This is a genomic window from Agrobacterium sp. GW821-FHT14E08, from assembly GCF_058803865.1.
This window is the reverse complement of the sequence record NZ_JBXAPJ010000004.1, coordinates 395288-414610: the sequence shown is the minus strand read 5'-3', so window position 1 is coordinate 414610 and position 19323 is coordinate 395288. Positions and strand designations below refer to the sequence as shown.

Annotated in this window: 18 protein-coding genes; 13 read left to right on the top strand and 5 right to left on the bottom strand. The window is 60.7% G+C overall.

What is annotated here, in order from left to right:
* Positions 1-38: 38 nt before the first annotated feature.
* Positions 39-1241 carry an MFS transporter gene (locus AC1ROR_RS18095; RefSeq protein WP_498590260.1) on the bottom strand — a complete coding sequence of 401 codons (1203 nt, stop codon included), beginning with the start codon at positions 1239-1241 and terminating at the stop codon, positions 39-41.
* Positions 1242-1364: 123 nt separating this feature from the next.
* On the opposite strand from AC1ROR_RS18095, the gene AC1ROR_RS18090 reads away from it, so the two are divergent.
* On the top strand, positions 1365-2219 hold the full coding sequence (locus AC1ROR_RS18090) for an AraC family transcriptional regulator (RefSeq protein ID WP_498590259.1): 855 nt from the start codon (positions 1365-1367) through the stop codon (positions 2217-2219).
* Between the two features lie 190 nt (positions 2220-2409).
* On the opposite strand, the gene AC1ROR_RS18085 is transcribed toward AC1ROR_RS18090, so the two are convergent.
* On the bottom strand, positions 2410-3306 hold the full coding sequence (locus AC1ROR_RS18085; RefSeq protein ID WP_498590276.1) for a helix-turn-helix domain-containing protein: 897 nt from the start codon (positions 3304-3306) through the stop codon (positions 2410-2412).
* Positions 3307-3392: 86 nt separating this feature from the next.
* Here AC1ROR_RS18085 and AC1ROR_RS18080 point away from each other — a divergent pair, with 86 nt between their 5' ends.
* The 6 genes from AC1ROR_RS18080 (at position 3393) to AC1ROR_RS18055 (ending at position 11307) form a co-directional block, all read left to right on the top strand.
* Positions 3393-4664 carry an ABC transporter substrate-binding protein gene (locus AC1ROR_RS18080; RefSeq protein ID WP_498590257.1) on the top strand — a complete coding sequence of 424 codons (1272 nt, stop codon included), beginning with the start codon at positions 3393-3395 and terminating at the stop codon, positions 4662-4664.
* A 253-nt stretch (positions 4665-4917) separates the two neighbouring features.
* Positions 4918-5778, top strand: a complete 861-nt coding sequence (locus tag AC1ROR_RS18075; protein ID WP_080840201.1) for a carbohydrate ABC transporter permease — start codon at positions 4918-4920, stop codon at positions 5776-5778.
* Positions 5775-6611, top strand: a complete 837-nt coding sequence (locus tag AC1ROR_RS18070) for a carbohydrate ABC transporter permease (RefSeq protein WP_137086249.1) — start codon at positions 5775-5777, stop codon at positions 6609-6611. Before AC1ROR_RS18075 ends, AC1ROR_RS18070 begins: the two co-directional genes overlap by 4 nt.
* A gap of 11 nt (positions 6612-6622) precedes the next feature.
* Positions 6623-7708: an ABC transporter ATP-binding protein gene (locus AC1ROR_RS18065; protein WP_498590256.1), complete on the top strand. Its 1086-nt coding sequence runs from the start codon at positions 6623-6625 to the stop codon at positions 7706-7708.
* A 45-nt stretch (positions 7709-7753) separates the two neighbouring features.
* Positions 7754-9757, top strand: a complete 2004-nt coding sequence (locus tag AC1ROR_RS18060) for an aldo/keto reductase (protein WP_498590255.1) — start codon at positions 7754-7756, stop codon at positions 9755-9757.
* A gap of 317 nt (positions 9758-10074) precedes the next feature.
* Positions 10075-11307, top strand: a complete 1233-nt coding sequence (locus AC1ROR_RS18055) for a M24 family metallopeptidase (protein ID WP_498590254.1) — start codon at positions 10075-10077, stop codon at positions 11305-11307.
* A 10-nt stretch (positions 11308-11317) separates the two neighbouring features.
* On the opposite strand, the gene AC1ROR_RS18050 is transcribed toward AC1ROR_RS18055, so the two are convergent.
* The 3 genes from AC1ROR_RS18050 to AC1ROR_RS18040 form a co-directional block, all read right to left on the bottom strand.
* Entirely contained in the window at positions 11318-11635 is a 318-nt protein-coding gene (locus tag AC1ROR_RS18050) for a cupin domain-containing protein (protein ID WP_498590253.1), read from the bottom strand.
* Positions 11636-11676: 41 nt separating this feature from the next.
* Complete coding sequence (locus AC1ROR_RS18045; protein ID WP_035225735.1) at positions 11677-12414, bottom strand: FadR/GntR family transcriptional regulator; 738 nt, start codon at positions 12412-12414, stop codon at positions 11677-11679.
* A 134-nt stretch (positions 12415-12548) separates the two neighbouring features.
* Positions 12549-13346, bottom strand: a complete 798-nt coding sequence (locus AC1ROR_RS18040; protein ID WP_498590252.1) for an NAD-dependent epimerase/dehydratase family protein — start codon at positions 13344-13346, stop codon at positions 12549-12551.
* 175 nt (positions 13347-13521) lie between these two features.
* On the opposite strand from AC1ROR_RS18040, the gene kduI reads away from it, so the two are divergent.
* The 6 genes from kduI (at position 13522) to AC1ROR_RS18010 (ending at position 19289) form a co-directional block, all read left to right on the top strand.
* A complete protein-coding gene (gene kduI, locus AC1ROR_RS18035) occupies positions 13522-14346 on the top strand; it encodes a 5-dehydro-4-deoxy-D-glucuronate isomerase (RefSeq protein ID WP_035225650.1) in 825 nt (274 codons plus the stop codon).
* Positions 14343-15086, top strand: coding sequence for a 2-dehydro-3-deoxy-D-gluconate 5-dehydrogenase KduD (gene kduD, locus AC1ROR_RS18030; RefSeq protein ID WP_498590251.1), 744 nt, complete (start codon positions 14343-14345; stop codon positions 15084-15086). Before kduI ends, kduD begins: the two co-directional genes overlap by 4 nt.
* 113 nt (positions 15087-15199) lie before the next feature.
* The gene (gene kdgD / locus AC1ROR_RS18025; protein ID WP_003499897.1) at positions 15200-16111 is read left to right on the top strand and encodes a 5-dehydro-4-deoxyglucarate dehydratase; all 912 of its coding nucleotides are present in this window, start codon (positions 15200-15202) and stop codon (positions 16109-16111) included.
* A gap of 46 nt (positions 16112-16157) precedes the next feature.
* On the top strand, positions 16158-17294 hold the full coding sequence (locus AC1ROR_RS18020) for a D-galactarolactone cycloisomerase (protein WP_498590250.1): 1137 nt from the start codon (positions 16158-16160) through the stop codon (positions 17292-17294).
* Complete coding sequence (locus tag AC1ROR_RS18015) at positions 17291-18169, top strand: amidohydrolase family protein (RefSeq protein WP_498590249.1); 879 nt, start codon at positions 17291-17293, stop codon at positions 18167-18169. Before AC1ROR_RS18020 ends, AC1ROR_RS18015 begins: the two co-directional genes overlap by 4 nt.
* A gap of 142 nt (positions 18170-18311) precedes the next feature.
* Positions 18312-19289: a TRAP transporter substrate-binding protein gene (locus AC1ROR_RS18010; protein WP_035225639.1), complete on the top strand. Its 978-nt coding sequence runs from the start codon at positions 18312-18314 to the stop codon at positions 19287-19289.
* Positions 19290-19323 lie beyond the last annotated feature (34 nt).

Below are 19323 nucleotides of genomic sequence, written 5' to 3'. Positions count from 1 at the left end.
GGTGACCGCCGTGTTGAAAAGCGTTGAACGCGAGGCTTTTAGCGGTGGCTCGGCAGTTTCGGCAGGAACACCGTGAGCAGGCCGAGCAGCGGCATGTAGGAGCAGATGCGGTAGACGAATTCGATGCCTTCCTTATCCGCATAAACACCCAGAACCGCAGCGCCGATGCCGCCGAAACCGAAGGCGAAACCGAAGAACATGCCGGCTATGAGGCCGACGCGGCCAGGCACCAGTTCCTGCGCGAACACGACGATTGCCGAGAAGGCGGAGGAGAACACGAATCCGATGACGACGACGAGAATGGCCGTCCAGAACAGGTTCGCATAGGGCAGCAGCAGCGCGAAGGGAATGACGCCGAGGATCGAGAACCAGATGACGACGCGCGAGCCGAAACGGTCGCCGATCGGGCCGCCGAAGAACACGCCCAGTGCCGAAGCGCCGAGGAAGAGGAACAGCAGAACCTGCGCGTCCTGAACACCAAGACCGAACTTGTCGATGGTGTAGAATGTGAAGTAGCTGGACAGGCTGGCGAGATAGGCATTCTTGGTGGCGGTCAGAACCACCAGCACCAGAAGCGTCATCATGACAGTGCCACGCGCAAGGGGAAGCGTGCGGCTGGCCGGCGCCTTGCCGACCGTTGCGCGGCGGTGGCGGGTGTACCAGACGCCAACCCAGGAAAGCACGCCAAAACCGACGAGCGCGATCAGCGAGAACCAGCTGAGGCTCGTCTGGCCGAGCGGGATGACGATGAAGGCGGCGAGCAGCGGGCCGATGGCCGTGCCGGTATTGCCACCCACCTGGAAGAAGGATTGCGCCAGACCATGACGGCCGCCGGATGCGAGACGCGCCACGCGCGAGGCTTCCGGATGGAAGATCGCCGAACCCATGCCGATGAGGCAGGCGCCGATCACCAGAACCTCGAAACTATGGGCAAAAGCAAGCGTGATGAGGCCGGCGCAGGTGGACAGCATGGCGACGGGCAGGGAGAACGGCATGGGCCAGCGGTCCGTCACCATGCCGACAACCGGCTGCAGCAGCGAGGCGGTGACCTGAAAAGCGAAGGTAAGCAGGCCGATCTGCATGAAATCGAGCGCGTAATTCGCCTTCAGCAGCGGATAAAGTGACGTCAGCAGCGATTGCATGATGTCGTTCAGCATGTGGCAGAAGCTGGCGGCTGCGATGATCGAAAACGCCGTGCGTTGCGGATTGAAGCTGTTGCCGGCGCTGGTAACAGTGGCCATGATGAAGTCCTCTCGGGTTCCCGGCGGAAGGCGGGAAACATGTCTTTATTTCTTCCCGCTTTTATTCATATTGTTTCTGGCCTGCATTTGTGTTCTGGACGATTTTCTTTGTGAGTGGGCCAAATGGCAAAAATCAAATCGCGGCAGCCCTGGAGTGTGACGCAGGACGAGCATGAACGCAGCCTGAAATTGATCGACGGCACCAATGAGCCGGTGCTGGCGCTTTGCCGCGTTTACCCCACCGGGCACCGCACGCCGCCCCATAGCCATAGCCGGGTGCAGATCTGGTGCGCCCGTCAGGGCGTCGTGCTGGTCAGCACCGCGGACGGGCGCTGGATGATACCGCCCGGTCACGGGCTGCTCATCCCCGCCGGGCTGCAACATGAGGCCGAGACCATTTCCACGGTGGAGATGCACTCGATCTATGTTCACCCGGAGCTTTTCCATGCCGGTGCGCCAAGGGTGGTGGAAATAACCGATCTTGCCTCCAGCCTGATTGCGGAATTGCTGGCGGAGGAACACCAGCCCTCGGCATTCCACCGGCAGGGCCTTGTGCGGGCGCTGCTGCTGGATGAGGTCAACCGCCTGCCGGAACGGCCGCTGGGATTGCCCTTTCCAGATAATCAGCGTCTGGCGGCGCTGTGCCGCGATTTCCTGAAAAAGCCGGTGGCGCGGGTGGAGATCGATGACTGGGCGGCGGCAATGGGCATCAGCCGGCGTTCTTTTACGCGGCTGTTCCGCAAAGAACTGGGGTTGAGTTTCGTCACGTGGCGCCAGCAGGCCTGTATCTTCGCCTCCCTGCCGAGACTGGCCGCCGGCGAAGCCGTGACGAATGTGGCGCTGGATGCCGGTTATGAAAACATACCGGCTTTCACCACCATGTTCCGGCGAATGCTGGGCAGTTCACCAAGGGCCTATAGGCAGGCGGCGCGGCAGCGCGGGGGAGCTTTTTCCGACTTGGAAGATATAGGAGACTAGGCTTAACGCTCCTCATCCCTGTGCTTGTCACAGGGATCCAGCCAGCCCAAGTCTTTGGGCTGAAAGGACTCTTCCCGCCGCGCAGACGCGCGTCGGCTGGATTTCTGTGACAAGCACAGGAATGAGGGGTGGAGATGGGACGCGTCGGCACCATGTAGGTTGCTTACGGTACGGCTCCATTGGAAATACCCTAAGCCGCCGTCGCCCGCATGTCGCGGCGGAAATCGGAAGGCGACATGCCTGATATCTGGCGGAACGCCTTGTTGAAGGCGCTGACGGAGCCGAAGCCGCTTTCCATGGCGATCTGCAGGATATTGTCCTTGCCGGTCATCAGCATCGCCTGCGCGCGGGAAAGCCGCAGCAGGGTCAGATATTTGATCAGCGTCATGCCGGTGGATTTGCGGAACAGGTTCATCGCATATTTCGGATGCAGCGAGGCGGCACGGGCGATTTCCGTCGCGTCGATATCGTCGAGAAAATTGGCGGCGATGAAGTCGCACATGCGCACCACGCCGATGGAGGGCGCCATGCCCTCGTCATCCTCCCTGCGTTTGCCATTGGCGGCGGATGATATGACGGAGTAGGGTTCAAGGAACATTCGCTCGACTCTGAGCAGCAGTTCCTCCACCGCGTGCTGGGCTTTCGCCTGTTCGCCCGAGGTGACGTAACGGAACCAGCGGCCGAAATTCTCCGCATCTGCCCGGTCGGTCTCAGCGCTCACCATCGTAGCACCACCCATCAACTGGCTGGAGACGGTGGCCGGCAGGCGCATGCGGAAGAAATGCACGAGCGGCAGGTGCGCGCCGGCGTAAAAGGAATCATCGGAGGAGTGGTCCATCTGGTGCGGCTGGCCGCCCCAGAAGATGCACATCTGGCCGGCATCGAGCGTCAGGTCGTGATCGCCCATGCGATAATGCACCGATCCCGACATGACGTAATTCACTTCCACCTGCGCGTGCCAGTGGGGCCTGAGCATGATGGGCGGATGATTGTGAAAAAGCTGAAGCGTCGTCGGCATGCCTTCGATGCTGCTTGCACCCGGCTGGTAGAAGGCTCTTTCAGCAATCTTACTTTCCGCCAAATCGATGTTCCCTTTTTACGAGACAGATTTCCTGTCGCCGGTAATGTGCCCATGTTCGCTGAAGAACGGCAATTGAAAAAGGGAGGTTTTCAATGTGCTTGAAATTTCTTGGCGCGTCTACGGCCATGCTGCTTCTCGCAGCCCCGGCTTTCGCGCAAACAGAAACCGTCACCATCTGGAGCTGGAACGTCGCGGCTTCCGCGCTGAAATCCACGGTAGAGGGCTTCAACAAGCAGAATCCGGATATCAAGATCGTCGTTGAAGACCTTGGAAACAATCAGGTTTTTGACAAGACGCTGGCTGCCTGCGCAGCCGGGGGCGATGGTCTTCCTGATATCGTCACCGTTGAAAATTTCGAAGCGGAACTGTTCTGGAGCCGTTTTCCCGATTGTTTCGCCAATCTGACCGAGCTTGGCTATACGCCTGAGAAACAGGCGCTTTTCCCTGATTTCAAGCGCACGGAACTGGAGGTTGACGGCGTCGCCTATGCGGTTCCGTGGGATTCCGGTCCGGTGGCGGTATTTTATCGCCGCGACTTCTATGAGAAGGCAGGCGTCGATCCGGCCACCATCAAAAGCTGGGATGATTTCATCGCCGCCGGCAAGAAGGTTATGGCCGCCAATCCCGGCACCGTCATGGCGCAGGCCGATTTCAACGGCGATAGCGAATGGTTTCGCATGATCGCCAATGAGCAGGGATGCGGTTACTTTTCGACCGATGGCCAGAACATCACCATCAACCAGCCCGCCTGTGTCGCGACCCTTGAAAAGGTCAAGGAAATGAAGGACGCCGGCATCATCACGGCGGCGATCTGGGATGAGAAAATCCAGGCCAATACGGCCGGCAAGGCCGCCAGCCAGATGTATGGCGCCTGGTATGAAGGCACGGTTCGTTCCGGCTCTCCTGATCTTTCCGGCAAATGGGGCGTCTATCTGATGCCGAGCCTGACGGCGGATGGTCCGCATGCGGCCAACCTCGGCGGTTCGTCGCTGGCGATCAGCTCGACGTCTCAGCACAAGAAAGCGGCGTGGAAATATATCGATTACGCGCTGACTACCAATGAAGGTCAGGTGACGATGCTGAAATCCTTCGGCCTCGTTCCCTCGCTGCTGTCCGCCATCGACGATCCTTTCGTCAAGGAAAAGCAGGCCTATTGGGGCGGGCAGGCGGTGTGGACCGATATTCTCGCCACCTTGCCGAAGATCGTGCCGAGCCGTGGCACGGCGTTCCAGTCGGATGCGGATGCGATCTACAAGGCGACGCAGACGAAATATTTCGCCGGCGGTTATCCCGATGCGAAAGCAGCGCTTGATGATGCGGCCAAGCAGATCGAAACGGCGACGGGGCTGCCCGTCGCGCAGTAAGCCGGCGGCCAGGACCGGGCGGGTGCCACAAGTTTCTTCTCCCCGAGGGGGAGAAGTCCGCGGCAGCGGGATGAGGGGGCGAGGGTAGAGATATCCGGAGAGCCAGCCCCCTCATCCGACCCTTCGGGCCGCCTTCTCCCCCTTGGGAGAAGAAATAGGCCGCACCGCCTTGCAATGGTCTCGCCCTCAAACGGGGGCAGGCCTCCAAGCTTTTCCATTTATCCGGCTCGTCGTCCGGCATATGGAGGTCGTCATGCCGTCCAGGAACAGGATCGCTTATGCGTTCCTTGCGCCCTATCTCCTGATTTTCGCCACCTTCTGGGTCTGGCCGATCATCAGCTCGTTCATGCTGTCGTTCCAGAACACGCGGATCAATCCGTGGCGGTTTGCACCTTCCATGAACTGGGGGCGGCTGGTTTCCGATCCGGCCTTTTATAATGCGCTTTATAATACGCTGATCATTCTGGTCATTCAGGTGCCCGTGATGATCGCGCTTGCCACCGTCATGGCGGTGCTGTTGAATTCGCCGCTCCTGAAGGCGCGGCCGCTTTATCGTTTTGCCTTTTTTGCGCCTGTCGTCGTTGGCGAGGTGGCCTATGCGGCTGTCTTCCGGCTGATGTTCAGCGCCGATTTCGGCATCATCAACAAGCTCATCACCTCCGTCGGCCTTTCGCCTATCTCGTGGTTCGACAATGCCAATGCGGCCATGGCGCTGGTCATCATTGCGGTGACATGGCGCTGGGCGGGGTATAACGCCATCATCATTCTGGCCGGGCTGCAATCGATCCCCGGCGATGTCTATGAAGCGGCGACGCTGGACAAGGTGAGCAAGCGGCAGCAGTTCTTCCACATCACCCTGCCGCTCCTCAAACCCATCATCCTCTTCTGCGTCGTGCTCTCGGTCATCGGCACCATGCAGCTCTTTGCCGAACCCTTCCTCATCACCAACAGGGGCGGGCCGGGCGGCGGCACGGAGACGCTGGGGCTGTTCCTTTACCGGCAGGGCTTCACCTCACTCAATTTCGGTTATGCCTCGGCCATTGCCTACACCATGGCGGCGCTCGCCATCGCCATTTCGCTGCTTAACCTCTGGGTCGGAAGGGAGCCGAAATGAGATCGAAATCGAGATCGCTTTTCTGGCAGAAGATCGCCCTGCATGCGGCGCTGACGCCGCTTGCCATCATCTGGCTGTTTCCGCTGTGGATGATGTTCGTGTTCTCGACCATGCCGGATTACGGCATTTTCAGCCCGGATATCGTGCTGGTGCCCTCCACCAACTTCATCGAGAATTTCAATAACCTGCAGGCGGATACCAATTTCCTGCGGGCCATGTTCATCTCGATCACCGTCGCCGTCATCTACACCGTGCTTTCGGTGTTCCTGACGTCGATGGCCGGCTGGGCGCTGGCGCGTTACCGCTTTGCCGGACGCGGGGTGGTGATCGCCATCATTCTCGGCACCATCACTTTGCCTTTTGCCGTTGTCGTCATTCCGCAATTCATCATGGTGGCGCGGGAGTTCAAGCTCGCCAACACATGGGTGGCGCTGATCGTGCCGCCGCTCTTCAACTCGCTCGGCGTGCTGTTCATGCGGCAATCCTTCTCGATGATGCCGACGGAGCTTTTCGATGCGGCGCGGGTGGAAGGCGTAAAGGAATGGCAGATCTTCCTGCGCATCGCTTTGCCGCTTGCGCGGCCCACCATGGCGGCGCTGTCGATCATCCTCTTCCTGGCCTCGTGGAACAATTATCTCTGGCCGCTTCTCATCAATTCCCGCCCAGGAATGATGACCGCACCCGTGGCGCTTGGCACCCTCATCGGGCTCACCAAAGTGTCATGGGGCGGCATCATGGCCGGCGCGGTGCTGCTCACCGCACCCATTCTCGTGGTTTTCGTGGCTTTGCAGCGCCACTTCATCGCCGGCATTTCCGCCGGGGCAGTCAAGTAAGGGGAGGCCGCATGGCGGAACTTTCGCTCAACAACGTGGTCAAGCGTTACGGCGCGCTGGAAGTGATCCATGGCGCAAATCTCGAGGTGAAAGACGGGGAATTCGTCGTTTTCGTCGGCCCGTCCGGCTGTGGCAAATCCACGCTTCTCAGAATGATCGCCGGGCTGGAGGATATTTCCGGCGGCGATATCGTGATTGGCGGCAAGACGGTCAGCGATGCCGATCCGGCCGATCGCGGCATTGCCATGGTGTTCCAGTCCTATGCGCTTTATCCGCATATGACGGTGGCGGAAAACCTCTCCTTCGGTCTAAGAATGAACGGTAACCCCAAGGCCGATACGCAAAAGCGGGTCAACCGCGCCGCCGAAATCCTGCAGATCAACGAGCTGATGCAGCGCCGACCGAAACAGCTTTCCGGCGGCCAGCGCCAGCGCGTTGCCATCGGTCGCGCCATCGTGCGCGAACCGCAGGTCTTCCTGTTCGACGAGCCGCTATCCAACCTCGATGCCGAATTGCGGGTGCAGATGCGCGTGGAAATCTCCCGCCTGCACAAGCAGCTCGGCACCACGATGATCTATGTCACCCACGACCAGACGGAGGCGATGACGCTCGCCGACAAGATCGTGGTGCTGCGGGCCGGCAATATCGAACAGGTCGGCGCGCCGCTCGATCTTTACGACGACCCCGCCAACCGCTTCGTTGCCGGTTTCGTCGGGTCGCCGAAGATGAATTTTCTGGAAGCCACCATCGTCGGCAGCAGCGCGGAGGGCGTTACGCTTTCGCTCGACAGCGACCCTGCGGTGCGGCTGAACCTGCCGGTCACGGCCGGTTTGAACGAGGGAGCCAGGGTGTCGCTCGGCATCCGGCCCGAACATTTCGCCGATGCGGGCGCGGGCGATGCCGATCTCACGGTGCATGTCGATGTCGCCGAACATCTCGGCAATACCAGCTATGTCTATGCCCAAACCGAAGGCGGCGAGCAGCTGATCATCGAACGGCCGGAATCGCGCGATGTCGGCAATCGCGACCGGCTGACGGTCGGCCTTTCCGCCCGCCGCGCTTTCCTTTTCGACAGCAGGGGCGAACGCCTGCGCTGAACCCTTTCCCAAGCACCCAAGACTGATATGAAGGACGAGGATTTCATGACGACCGAACAACCGATCCGCTGGGGCATCATCGGCCCGGGCACCATCGCGAGAACCTTTGCCGATGGTATCGCGCATTCCCGCACCGGCAGGTTACAGGCCATCGCCACCCGCAATCCGGACAAGCCCGTCCTTGCCGAGGCCTTCGCCGGTGCGCGCATCATCCATGGGTACGATGCGCTGCTTGCCGATCCCGATATCGACGCCGTCTATATCGCCACACCCCATACCGGCCATGCCGAATGGGCGATCAAGGCAATCCGGGCGGGTAAAAACGTGCTGGTGGAAAAGCCCATCGCGCTTTCCGCCTATGATGCCGACGCCATTTTCCACGAGGCGAAAAAGGCAGGCGTCTTCGCCGGCGAGGCCTATATGTACCGCCTGCATCCGCAGACGGCGAAATTGCTGGAACTGGTGAAGGCCCGGGCGGTGGGCGATATCCGCATCATCCGCTCCAGCTTCGGTTTCAACATGGGTTCGTTCCGGGCCGATCACCGGCTGTTTGCCAATGAAACGGCGGGCGGCGGCATTCTTGATGTCGGCGGTTATCCGGTTTCCATGGTGCGGATGATTGCCGGTGCCGTGGATGGAAAACCCTTTGCCGAGCCGGAAAAGGTGGCGGGTGCGGCGCATCTCGGCCAGTCGGGCGTCGATGAATGGGCTTCGGCCGTACTGAAATTCGCAAACGGCATCGTCGCCGAAGTCTCGTGCTCGATCATGGCGGCGCAGGACAATGTGCTGCGCATCATCGGCTCGGAAGGCCGTATCGAAGTCAAGGATTTCTGGTTTGCCGCCGGCCACAAGGGCGGCACCGGGCGGATCGATATCATCAGGGGCGACAAGGTGGAAACCATCGAGCTGCCGGAGGATCGGTGGCTTTATTCCTTCGAGGTGGATGCGGCGGGTGAGGCAATTCGCCAGGGCAGACACGAATTTGATGCACCCGGCATGGCCTGGGCCGATAGTCTCGGCAATCTGCGTGTCATGGACCAGTGGCGGGCTTCCGTCGGACTGGAATACAGCGTCGAAAAGGCGACATCGCGCATCGGAAATATCGCCGGTGGCAAGGTCGTTGCCGGAAGTTCGGTTCCCAAGCGCCAGATACCGGGCCTTGCCAAGCCCGCGTCCGTGGTCGCGCTCGGTTTCGAATTCTTCCCCAATTTCGCCTCCGCATCCCTGACGCTTGATGCCTTTTACGAGGCCGGCGGCAATCTCTTCGATACGGCCTATGTCTACGGCGCAGGCAGGACCGAGGCGATCTTCGGCGACTGGCACACCAGCCGCACCGTACCGCGCGAAGAGATCGTGCTGATCGGCAAGGGCGCACATTCGCCGCTCTGCTATCCTGATATGATCGCAAAGCAGCTCGATCAGTCGCTTGAGCGGCTGAAGACGGATTATGTCGATGCCTATTTCATGCATCGCGATAATTCCGACGTGCCGGTCGGCGAGTTCGTCGATGCCATGGATGCCGAAGTCCGGCGCGGGCGCATTCGCGGCATTTTCGGCGGTTCCAACTGGACACGCGAGCGCATGGATGAGGCGGCCGCCTATGCTGCGAAGAACGGCAAGCAGGCTCCGGCCGCGCTTTCCAACAATTTCTCGCTGGCGGAAATGCTCGATCCCATCTGGGCGGGCTGCGTCGCGGCATCGGATGACGAGTGGAAGCAATGGCTGAAATCCCGCCAGATTCCCAATTTCGCCTGGTCCAGCCAGGGGCGCGGATTTTTCACCGACCGGGCAGGACGCGACAAGCATGACGATGAAGAAATCGTCCGTGTCTGGTATTCCGACCGCAACTTCGTCCGCCGCGACCGGGCAATCGAGCTTGCGCAGAAACTCGGCCGCCACCCGATCCACATTGCGCTCGCCTATGTCATCGCCCAGCCTTTCCCGGTCATTCCGCTGATCGGGCCGCGCACGATTGCGGAGCTGGAGGATAGTCTTTCGGCGCTGGATATTGCGCTGACGGATGAGCAGGTAAAGTGGCTGGAGGCGTGAAAGGCAATGAGGCGGCGGATTTATCCGCCGTCCCATTGATATTGGGCAAGAGGTTGCGGCTTGTTTCTTCTCCCCGCCGGGGAGAAGATGCCCCGAAGGGGTAGATGAGGGGGCTAGCTCTCCATATATCTCTACCCTTGCCCCCTCATCCCGCTGCCGCGGACTTCTCCCCGGCGGGGAGAAGAAACAAGGGGTATCCGCTCGCTCCAACTGACGAATCTCAGGATGGAGACATCATCTTCCACCTTCTTTCCTCTCCCGGTGACTGCTAAAGCGTAGGTTCATAAACCTGCAGCCAAACAATCACCGGGGTTCCCATGAGCGATATCGACCGAAGCCGCGCCCAGCAGCAGATGCGGGAGGCGGAGATTGATGCGCTGGTGCTTTTCCAGCCCGAAGCCTTCCGTTATGCGGTCGGCGCCCATGCCGGTGTCGCGACCATGTGGGGCAGGGCTGGTTCGGCAATTGCGCTGGTGCCGGCCGATGCCGGGGCGCGGCTTGCCGCTGTCGTCAGCGATCATGCCGCCCCGCTTGTCAGGAAGGCCGCGCTTGATGTCGATCTGCGCTGCCATCGCATCTGGATCGATATGGTCGATCTGTCGGGCGCCGAAACCATCGCGCAGGTGAACGATGCCTATCGCCGCAACAATGCCGGTGGCCCGAGGCCGGAGACATTCGATCGCGCCGCCTGTTTTGGCCTGCTGGCTGACCTGCTGCGGGAGCGTGGGCTGTCGGCGGCACGCATTGGCGCAGACCTCGAATTCATGCCCGCCGCTGATTTCTTGGCGCTGCGTCAGGCGCTGCCCGATGTCGACTGGGTTGACGGATCGGCCGTGCTACGCCGTCTGCGCGCCGTGAAATCTGAGCGTGAGATCGAGCTTCTACGAAGCGCGGCAGCGGCGGCTGAGGCTGGGCTGGTCGCGATGGCCGCTGCCGTCAGGCCCGGCGCGCCGCTCGGCGGGCTTTCCACTGCCTGGAAGGCCGGCGCGCAGGCCCATGCCATGAAATCCGGATTTTCGCTGAGCGGCCATTGGGACTACATATCCGTCGGACCCGCTTTGTCGGATATGGCGGCGGTTGTTACGCCGGGTGCGCTCATCAAGGCCGATGTTGGCACGCTGGTCGACGGTTATTCGTCGGATGGCGCGCGGAGTTTTTCGTGGGGGCCGCTCTCGACACTGGCCGCCGATGTTTTCAGCGCGCTGGAGGCAGCCTTTGCCAGCGGGCTCGAAGAGATTCGTCCCGGCAATACATTCGGTGCTGTGCACGCCGCCATGCTGGCCTCGATGCGCAGGCAAGGTTTCAGCGAATATTATCGCGGCCATTTCGGCCATTCCGTCGGCGGTGGCGTGGGTATCGAGGAATGGCCGTTCTTTTCCCATGACAATCCGGAAATCATTCTTCCCGGCATGGTCGTGGCGCTCGAAGCGCCTTTCTATGGCGAAGGGCTGGGGGCGCTGATGATCGAGGACCAGTTCCTCGTCACCTCGGCAGGGACAGAGTGCATGAACAGCTTGCCACGCACCCTGCGGGATTTGTCTCTAGACTGATTGCCGTCCCTCAGAGGAAATCGTCGCGGCGCGGGGTGAAGCAGTCGATCAGCTCCCCTTCGTCCAGACACAGGCAGCCGTGCTCGATATGGCCGGGAACGACGAGACTGTCGCCTTTCTGCAGGTCGTAGGCCTCTCCGTCGCGGTAAAAGCGGAAGCTGCCGCTGGCGACATAGGTGGATTGCACATGCGGGTGGCTGTGCAGCTTGCCTTCCGCACCGGTCTTGAAGCGGAACGAAACAACCATCAGTTCGGGCGCTTCTGACAGCACGGTGCGTTCAACGCCATCGTCGGGTGAAACGGTCGGGAATGTCGGAAGCTGCTGCATGTCGTTCTCCTCGGTCTTGCAATATGGATATGCGGGAAATTTCAGCGTGGTGCGCGCAGCATGGCGCGATACCGCGTCTGGCTGCTTTTCAGGTGATGGCGCATGGCGTTTCTGGCCGCCTCTTCGTCACCATCCTGTATCGCAATCAGGATTGCTTCATGCTCGCCGACAAGCCGGTTGAGATCGGCGGGCGAAAGCACGGTTTCCGTGCCGTTCTCAGCAACGGCGCGGCGCGGAATGAGGGTGGGGCCAAGCACCTGCAGAAACTCGCTGAAGCGCGGATTGTTGGTCGCCTCGGCCACAGCGAGGTGGAAGGCGAAATCGGCCTCTGCCGTCGGCACACCCCTGGCGGCACTGGCGCGGAAGGCATCGAAAGCTTCGATGATCTTTTCCTCCTGTGCCGGAGAGCGGCGAACGGCTGCAAGACCGGCAGCATCCCCCTCGACGGCGGTGCGCAATTCCAGCATTTCGATCAGTGACGAGACCCGGGCAAGATCGACATTATGGAAGGGCCGCCGCTCGACAGGTGCTGGCTCCAGCACGAAGACACCGGCGCCCTGGCGCGGCTCGACCAGACCGTCGGAGCGCAGCGAGGCGATCGCCTCACGCACCACGGTGCGGCTGACGCCGAATTCCTGGGTCAGCTGCGCTTCGGAAGGCAGGCGCTCGCCCGTCTTGTAACGGCCCTTGGCGATCTGGCCGCGCAGTTCCTCCGAAACCTTGACCACAAGCGTCCTTGCTTGCGGAGCTGCCGGTTCGGAGGTCGTTGCTTTTATCATTTTCATCGCCGTTCTAAAAAAGGGTGCAGGTTTGCTCCCGGTATTCCTCGATACGTTATTCGCGGCCCGGCTTGCAATCCCGCTGAACGCGCAGGAAAGGCCGGTTGTCGCGCTTGTTGGCCTCACATGGCATTTCAGTTCGCCTTGAAGATCGGGTTGTCGATGAAAACGCCGCCCTGAAACCGTGCCACCGCATCGTTCGGGTCCGGTTGCGGCATTGTCTCGGCAATGTGCTGCCGGAACGTCTCGGCATTGTCCTTCGGTTTCCAGCCAAGCCAGCCGAGATGCGAATTGTCCCACCAGCCCGCATCATTCGCTGACGCGCCCCAGACAACCGGGCAACCAAGCACCGGCGCGCGGAAAACCGCCTCGATCAGCGATACGAAATCATCCTGCGAAAACCAGGTCGACAACATGCGGTGGTTTTGCGGTTCCGCCGTGCAGGAGCCGATACGAACCAGCGCCGTCTCCTGACCGAATTTTTCGAAATACATGCGGGCGAGGCTTTCGCCGAAACATTTGGAAACGCCGTAAAGACCGTCCGGCCGGAAGGGGACGTCCGGTCCGAGCCGCTCGGTCTGGGAATAATAACCGATCGTGTGGTTGGAACTTGCGAAGACGATGCGCGGCTGGCCGTGGGCGCGGGCGGCTTCATAAAGATTATAAAGCCCGATGATATTGCCCTGAAGGATCTGCTCGAAAGGCCGCTCCACCGAAATGCCGCCGAGATGGACGATGCCGTCACAATCGGCCACCATCGCATCGACGGCCCCGGCGTCGGCCAGATCGCATTGCAGGCATTCTTCGTTCGGTCCGGCCGGATCGAGCGGCGCAAGATCGGCAAGGCGCAATATCTCGGCCATCGGTGCGAGGCGCTTGCGCATGACGCGGCCGAGCTGGCCTGCCGCACCGGTAACAAGAAGCCGTTTCATTGCAATTCTCCTAAACGAATGGGCTGCGGATCAACGAAGCTGCGGAAAACCCGCATCCAGCCTCTCCGGCGTGGTCGAGATATCTCAGCGCCTCTTGACCTTATCATACAGATCGTACAAAAAGCGGATAACATATATTATGTCCTATGCGCAACAATCATGAAGGATGAGTTTGATGCTGACCGTCGAAACAAGGCAGGCCGTCAACCCGGAATTTGCTAAAACGCTCGATACCGAAGGGCTTCGCAAGCATTTCCTCGCCAGCGACATGTTCCGTTCCGGTGAAATCAGACTGATCTACACCCATTACGACCGTTTCGTCATGGGCGGCGCGGTGCCGAACGGTGCACCGCTGACGCTGGACAGGGTAGAAGAAACGAAGACGCCGTCTTTCCTTGACCGGCGCGAGATGGGCATCGTCAATATCGGCGAGACCGGCACCGTCAGCGCCGGCGGGCAAAGCTACACGCTCAATCGTGGCGACGTGCTTTATCTCGGCGCGGGCAGCGGTGCCGTTACTTTCGACGGGGCAGGGCGATTCTACATCACGTCGTGCCCGGCCCATCGCAGCCTGCCGGCAAAGCTCGTCAGCCTTGCCGACAGCAAGGAGGTCAAGCTCGGCGCGACGGAGACTTCCAACAAGCGCACCATCAATCAGTTCATCCATCCGCTTGTCATGGAAAGCTGCCAGCTGGTGCTGGGTTATACGACGCTGGAGGACGGCTCTGTCTGGAACACCATTCCTTCCCACATTCATGATCGCCGCATGGAGGCCTATCTCTATTTCGGCATGGATGAGAAATCCCGTGTTCTGCACCTGATGGGTGAGCCGCAGGAAACCCGGCATCTGTTCATCTCGAATGAAGAGGGTGCGGTTTCGCCGCCCTGGTCGATCCATTCCGGCGCCGGCATCGGCTCCTACACCTTCATCTGGGCGATGGCGGGAGACAATGTCGACTATACCGACATGGACTTCATCCAGCCGGGGGATCTGAAATGAAAAATCCCTTTTCGCTTCAAGGGCGTAAGGCATTGGTGACGGGTGCCAATACGGGGCTCGGCCAGGCAATCGCCATCGGCCTTGCCGCCGCCGGTGCGGAAGTGGTCTGCGCTGCGCGCCGTGCGCCCGACGAAACGCTGGAATTGATTGCGAAGAATGGCGGCAATGCCAGCGCGCTCACGATCGACTTTGCCGATCCCTTGGCGGCGAAGGACAGCTTTGCCGATGCCGGTCTGGATATTCTCGTCAACAATGCCGGCATTATCCGCCGTGCCGATTCCGTCGAGTTTTCCGAACTCGACTGGGACGAGGTGATGGACGTCAATCTCAAGGCGCTGTTTTTCACCACGCAGGCTTTCGCGAAAGAGCTGCTGGCGAAAGGCCGCTCCGGCAAGGTGGTCAATATCGCCTCGCTCCTGTCGTTTCAGGGTGGCATCCGCGTGCCCTCCTACACGGCGGCGAAACATGGCGTGGCCGGTCTCACCAAGCTTCTGGCGAATGAGTGGGCCGCAAAGGGCATCAACGTGAATGCCATCGCACCTGGTTACATCGAAACCAACAATACCGAGGCGTTGCGGGCGGATGTGGCCCGCAACAAGGCCATTCTCGAGCGTATCCCCGCTGGCCGCTGGGGTCATTCCGAGGACATTGCCGGGGCGGCGGTTTTCCTCGCATCGCCGGCGGCGGATTATGTGCATGGCGCCATTTTGAATGTGGATGGCGGCTGGCTGGCGCGCTGATCCGCGCCAGCTTCGAAAATTCATCATATAACTTGTATGATGACTTATTGACAAATATACGGCAAGCGGTTTAGGTGGCTTTCAGTCAGTGAACTTGCAGAGGAATCTCGTCCATGAACCCTGAACAAATCAAGGCGGCGCTCGGCTCCGGCCTGCTCTCCTTCCCGGTTACCCATTTCGATTCCGAGGGCCGTTTTGCGGCCGATAGCTACAGGGCGCATGTCGAATGGCTCGCCGGTTACAAGGCGCCGGTGCTGTTTGCAGCCGGCGGCACGGGCGAGTTCTTCTCGCTGAAGCCGGATGAAATTCCCACCATCGTTTCGGCTGCCAAGGAAGTGGCCGGTGAAACGGCAATCGTTTCCGGCTGCGGCTACGGCACCGAGGTTGCGGTCGATATCGCCCGTTCCGTCGAAAAGGTCGGTGCTGACGGCATCCTGCTTCTGCCGCATTACCTCATCGATGCGCCGCAGGAAGGCCTCTACGCGCATATCAAAAAGGTCTGCCAGTCGGTCGGCATCGGTGTCATGGTTTATAACCGCGACAATTCGGTGCTCCAGGCGGATACGCTGGCGCGTCTTTGCGATGAATGCCCGAACCTTGTCGGCTTCAAGGATGGCACCGGCGATATCGGTCTCGTTCGCCAGATCACCGCCAAAATGGGTGACCGCCTGATGTATCTCGGCGGCATGCCGACGGCTGAACTGTTTGCCGAGGCCTATCTCGGCGCCGGCTTCACCACCTATTCCTCGGCCGTCTTCAACTTCGTGCCGGGCCTTGCCAACGAGTTCTACGCGGCGCTGCGTGCCGGCGAGCGCGCCACCTGCGAACGCATCCTGACGGAGTTCTTCTATCCGTTCATGGCGATCCGCAACCGCGCCAAGGGTTACGCCGTCTCCGCCATCAAGGCCGGCGTTCGCCTGCAGGGCTTTGATGCCGGCCCGGTGCGTGCGCCGCTGAAGGACCTGACGAACGAGGAAATTGGCATGCTCGATGCCCTGATCGGCACGCACAAGCGCAAAGCCTGATCAAGGTCTGATCAATGTCTGATCCGGGCAAAACGGGAGGGGAGCGATGAAGATAACGGCGGTGCGCACGCATCTGCTCGAACATCGGCTGGACACGCCGTTTGAAAGCGCCTCCATGCGCTTCGACCGGCGTGCCCATATTCTGGTGGAGATCGAATGCGATGATGGAACCGTCGGCTGGGGCGAATGCCTCGGTCCGGCGCGACCGAACGCCGCCGTGGTTCAGGCCTATTCCGGCTGGCTCATCGGCCAGGACCCGCGCCAGACTGAAAAGATCTGGGCCGTGCTTTATAATGCCCTGCGCGACCAGGGTCAGCGCGGCCTCAGCCTCACCGCTTTGTCCGGCATCGATATCGCGCTCTGGGATATCAAGGGCAAGCATTACGGCGCTTCCGTCTCGATGTTGCTGGGCGGGCGCTGGCGCGAAAGCGTCCGCGCCTATGCCACAGGCAGCTTCAAGCGCGACGGGGTAGACCGCGTCTCCGACAATGCCGCTGAGATGGCGGAACGTCGGGCAGACGGTTTCCACGCCTGCAAGATCAAGATCGGTTTCGGCATCGAGGAAGATCTTCGCGTCATCGCCGCCGTGCGTGAAGCGATCGGGCCGGATATGCGGCTGATGATCGATGCCAATCATGGTTATACCGTCACGGAAGCCATAACGCTCGGCAACCGTGCGGCTGACTATGGCATCGACTGGTTCGAGGAGCCGGTGGTTCCCGAACAGCTCGATGCCTATGCCCGCGTTCGGGCAGGACAGCCTATTCCGGTTGCGGGTGGCGAGACCTGGCATGGGCGTTATGGCATGTGGCAGGCGCTTTCCGCCGGTGCGGTGGGTATTCTCCAGCCCGATCTCTGCGGCTGCGGCGGTTTTTCCGAAACGCAGAAGATCGCCACGCTCGCAACACTCCACGGCGTGCGCATTGTGCCGCATGTCTGGGGCACCGGTGTGCAGATTGCCGCCGCCCTGCAATTCATGGCGGCGATGACGCCTGACCCGGTGCGGGTCAACCCCATCGAGCCGATCATGGAATTCGACCGCACGCCCAATCCCTTCCGCCAGGCCGTGCTGAAGCAGCCGATCGAGGCGGTGAACGGCGTTGTCGCCATTCCCAATGGCCCAGGCCTCGGCATTGAGATCAATCGCGATGCGCTCACCGAATTCAGGATGCCCGACGCATGAGCGACCTTGAACGCCAGCTGACCGGTACCCCGCCGAAGCCATCCTTTCCGAAGGGTGCCGTGGACACGCAGATGCATCTCTATCTGCCGGGATATCCGGCCTTGCCGGGCGGGCCGGGCCTGCCGCCGGGCCCGCTTCCGGGGCCTGCCGAGTACCGACAGCTGATGCAATGGCTTGGCATAGACCGCGTCATCATCACCCAGGGCAATGCCCATCAGCGTGACAATGCCAATACGCTTGCCTGCGTTGCCGAGATGGGCGAGGCGGCGCGTGCGGTGGTGATCATCGATGCCGGCACGACGGAAAAGGACATGGAGCAACTGGCGGCCGCTGGCGCTGTCGGCGCGCGCATCATGGATCTGCCGGGCGGTGCCGTGAACCTTTCCGAACTCGAAGCCGTGGACGAGCGTGCTCATGCGGCCGACTGGATGGTGGCGGTGCAGTTCGACGGCAATACGCTGCTCGATCATCTGCCGCGTCTTGAGACAATCCGCTCACGCTGGGTGTTCGACCACCATGGCAAGTTCTTCAGGGGCAGTAAAACCGATGGCCCGGAAATGGCCGCGCTTCTGAAACTCATCGACCGCGGCAATCTCTGGTTCAAATTCGCCGGGGTGTATGAAAGTTCGCGTGAGAGCTGGCCCTATGAGGATGTTGCCGCCTTTTCGCGCGTAATCGCGGCCCATGCGCCGGAGCGCATCATCTGGGGCACCAACTGGCCGCATAATTCCATCCGCGAGACGGCGGCCTATCCGGACGATGCCCGCCTTGCGGAGCTGGTTCTTGGCTGGCTTCCGGATGAGGCGGCGCGCCAGCGTGCGCTGGTGGACAACCCCGAGGTCCTGTTCAAGCTGCCGCCATTCGTGGCGGCATAGTGTCAATCCGGGATGGTTGGGAAAGGGAGGTCCCATCGTCCTTGTCAACTGAAAGGTCTTTGCATGCCGGCCCGGATGGGCGTGAAAATTCGGTCCTATAGCCTGGAGGGGCTGGACCGTTGTTACAACGGAGGAGGAAGACATGAAAAAGATTGCAAGCATGATGTGCATCGCGATGGGGATCGCGCTCGCAGGCGTTTCCGCCAAGGCGCAGGAAATCACCCTGCGTTCGGCAGACATCCATCCCGACGGTTATCCGACGGTCGAAGCCGTGAAATATATGGGCGAGCTTCTGTCTGAGCGGTCCAAGGGCCGCATCAAGGTACAGGTCATGAACAATTCGGTTCTCGGCGGTGAGAAAGACACCATCGAGCAGACCCGCTTCGGCGTCATCGACCTGAACCGCGTCAATGCCGCGCCCTTCAACAATCTGGTGAAGGAAACCACCGTCCTCGGCCTGCCTTTCCTGTTCCGTTCGACGGAGCACATGCACAATACCGTTGACGGGCCGATCGGCGACGAGGTTCTCGCGGCCTTCGAACCGCACGGCCTTGTCGGTCTTGCCTTTTATGATTCCGGTGCGCGCTCTTTCTACACCACCAAAAAGCCCATCGAAAAACTGGCGGACCTCAAGGGCCTGAAAATCCGCGTGCAGCAATCGGATCTGTGGATTTCGATGATGCAGGCGTTTGGCGCCAACCCGACGCCGATGCCGATGGGTGAGGTCTATTCCTCGCTTGAAACCGGTGTCGTCGACGGTGCGGAAAATAACTGGCCGTCCTACGAATCCGCCCGCCACTATGAGGTCGCGAAGAACTATTCGCTGACGGAACATTCCCTCAATCCGGAAATCCTCGTGATGTCCAAGGTCTCCTGGGACAAACTCTCTCCGGAAGACCAGAAGCTCGTGCGCCAGGCGGCGAAGGATTCCGTCGGCAAGATGCGCGAACTGTGGAGCGCCCGCGAAAAGGCCTCGGAAGAAAAGGTGCGTGCCGGTGGCGTCAACGTCATCAAGGTCAACAAGGAGGAGTTCGCTGCAGCGATGGGGCCGGTCTACGACAAGTTCGTGACCGATCCGAAGATGAAGGACCTTCTGGAACGGGTCAAAGCGGTCAAGTGACATGGGGAAAACCGGCTCTGGCGACAGGGCCGGT

Coding starts and splice junctions, on each gene's coding strand:
- AC1ROR_RS18095 (WP_498590260.1), bottom strand. CDS start 1,241: ATGGCCACTGTTACCAGCGCCGGCAACAGCTTCAATCCGCAACGCACG.
- AC1ROR_RS18090 (WP_498590259.1), top strand. CDS start 1,365: ATGGCAAAAATCAAATCGCGGCAGCCCTGGAGTGTGACGCAGGACGAG.
- AC1ROR_RS18080 (WP_498590257.1), top strand. CDS start 3,393: ATGTGCTTGAAATTTCTTGGCGCGTCTACGGCCATGCTGCTTCTCGCA.
- AC1ROR_RS18075 (WP_080840201.1), top strand. CDS start 4,918: ATGCCGTCCAGGAACAGGATCGCTTATGCGTTCCTTGCGCCCTATCTC.
- AC1ROR_RS18070 (WP_137086249.1), top strand. CDS start 5,775: ATGAGATCGAAATCGAGATCGCTTTTCTGGCAGAAGATCGCCCTGCAT.
- AC1ROR_RS18065 (WP_498590256.1), top strand. CDS start 6,623: ATGGCGGAACTTTCGCTCAACAACGTGGTCAAGCGTTACGGCGCGCTG.
- AC1ROR_RS18060 (WP_498590255.1), top strand. CDS start 7,754: ATGACGACCGAACAACCGATCCGCTGGGGCATCATCGGCCCGGGCACC.
- AC1ROR_RS18055 (WP_498590254.1), top strand. CDS start 10,075: ATGAGCGATATCGACCGAAGCCGCGCCCAGCAGCAGATGCGGGAGGCG.
- AC1ROR_RS18050 (WP_498590253.1), bottom strand. CDS start 11,635: ATGCAGCAGCTTCCGACATTCCCGACCGTTTCACCCGACGATGGCGTT.
- AC1ROR_RS18045 (WP_035225735.1), bottom strand. CDS start 12,414: ATGATAAAAGCAACGACCTCCGAACCGGCAGCTCCGCAAGCAAGGACG.
- AC1ROR_RS18040 (WP_498590252.1), bottom strand. CDS start 13,346: ATGAAACGGCTTCTTGTTACCGGTGCGGCAGGCCAGCTCGGCCGCGTC.
- kduI (WP_035225650.1), top strand. CDS start 13,522: ATGCTGACCGTCGAAACAAGGCAGGCCGTCAACCCGGAATTTGCTAAA.
- kduD (WP_498590251.1), top strand. CDS start 14,343: ATGAAAAATCCCTTTTCGCTTCAAGGGCGTAAGGCATTGGTGACGGGT.
- kdgD (WP_003499897.1), top strand. CDS start 15,200: ATGAACCCTGAACAAATCAAGGCGGCGCTCGGCTCCGGCCTGCTCTCC.
- AC1ROR_RS18020 (WP_498590250.1), top strand. CDS start 16,158: ATGAAGATAACGGCGGTGCGCACGCATCTGCTCGAACATCGGCTGGAC.
- AC1ROR_RS18015 (WP_498590249.1), top strand. CDS start 17,291: ATGAGCGACCTTGAACGCCAGCTGACCGGTACCCCGCCGAAGCCATCC.
- AC1ROR_RS18010 (WP_035225639.1), top strand. CDS start 18,312: ATGAAAAAGATTGCAAGCATGATGTGCATCGCGATGGGGATCGCGCTC.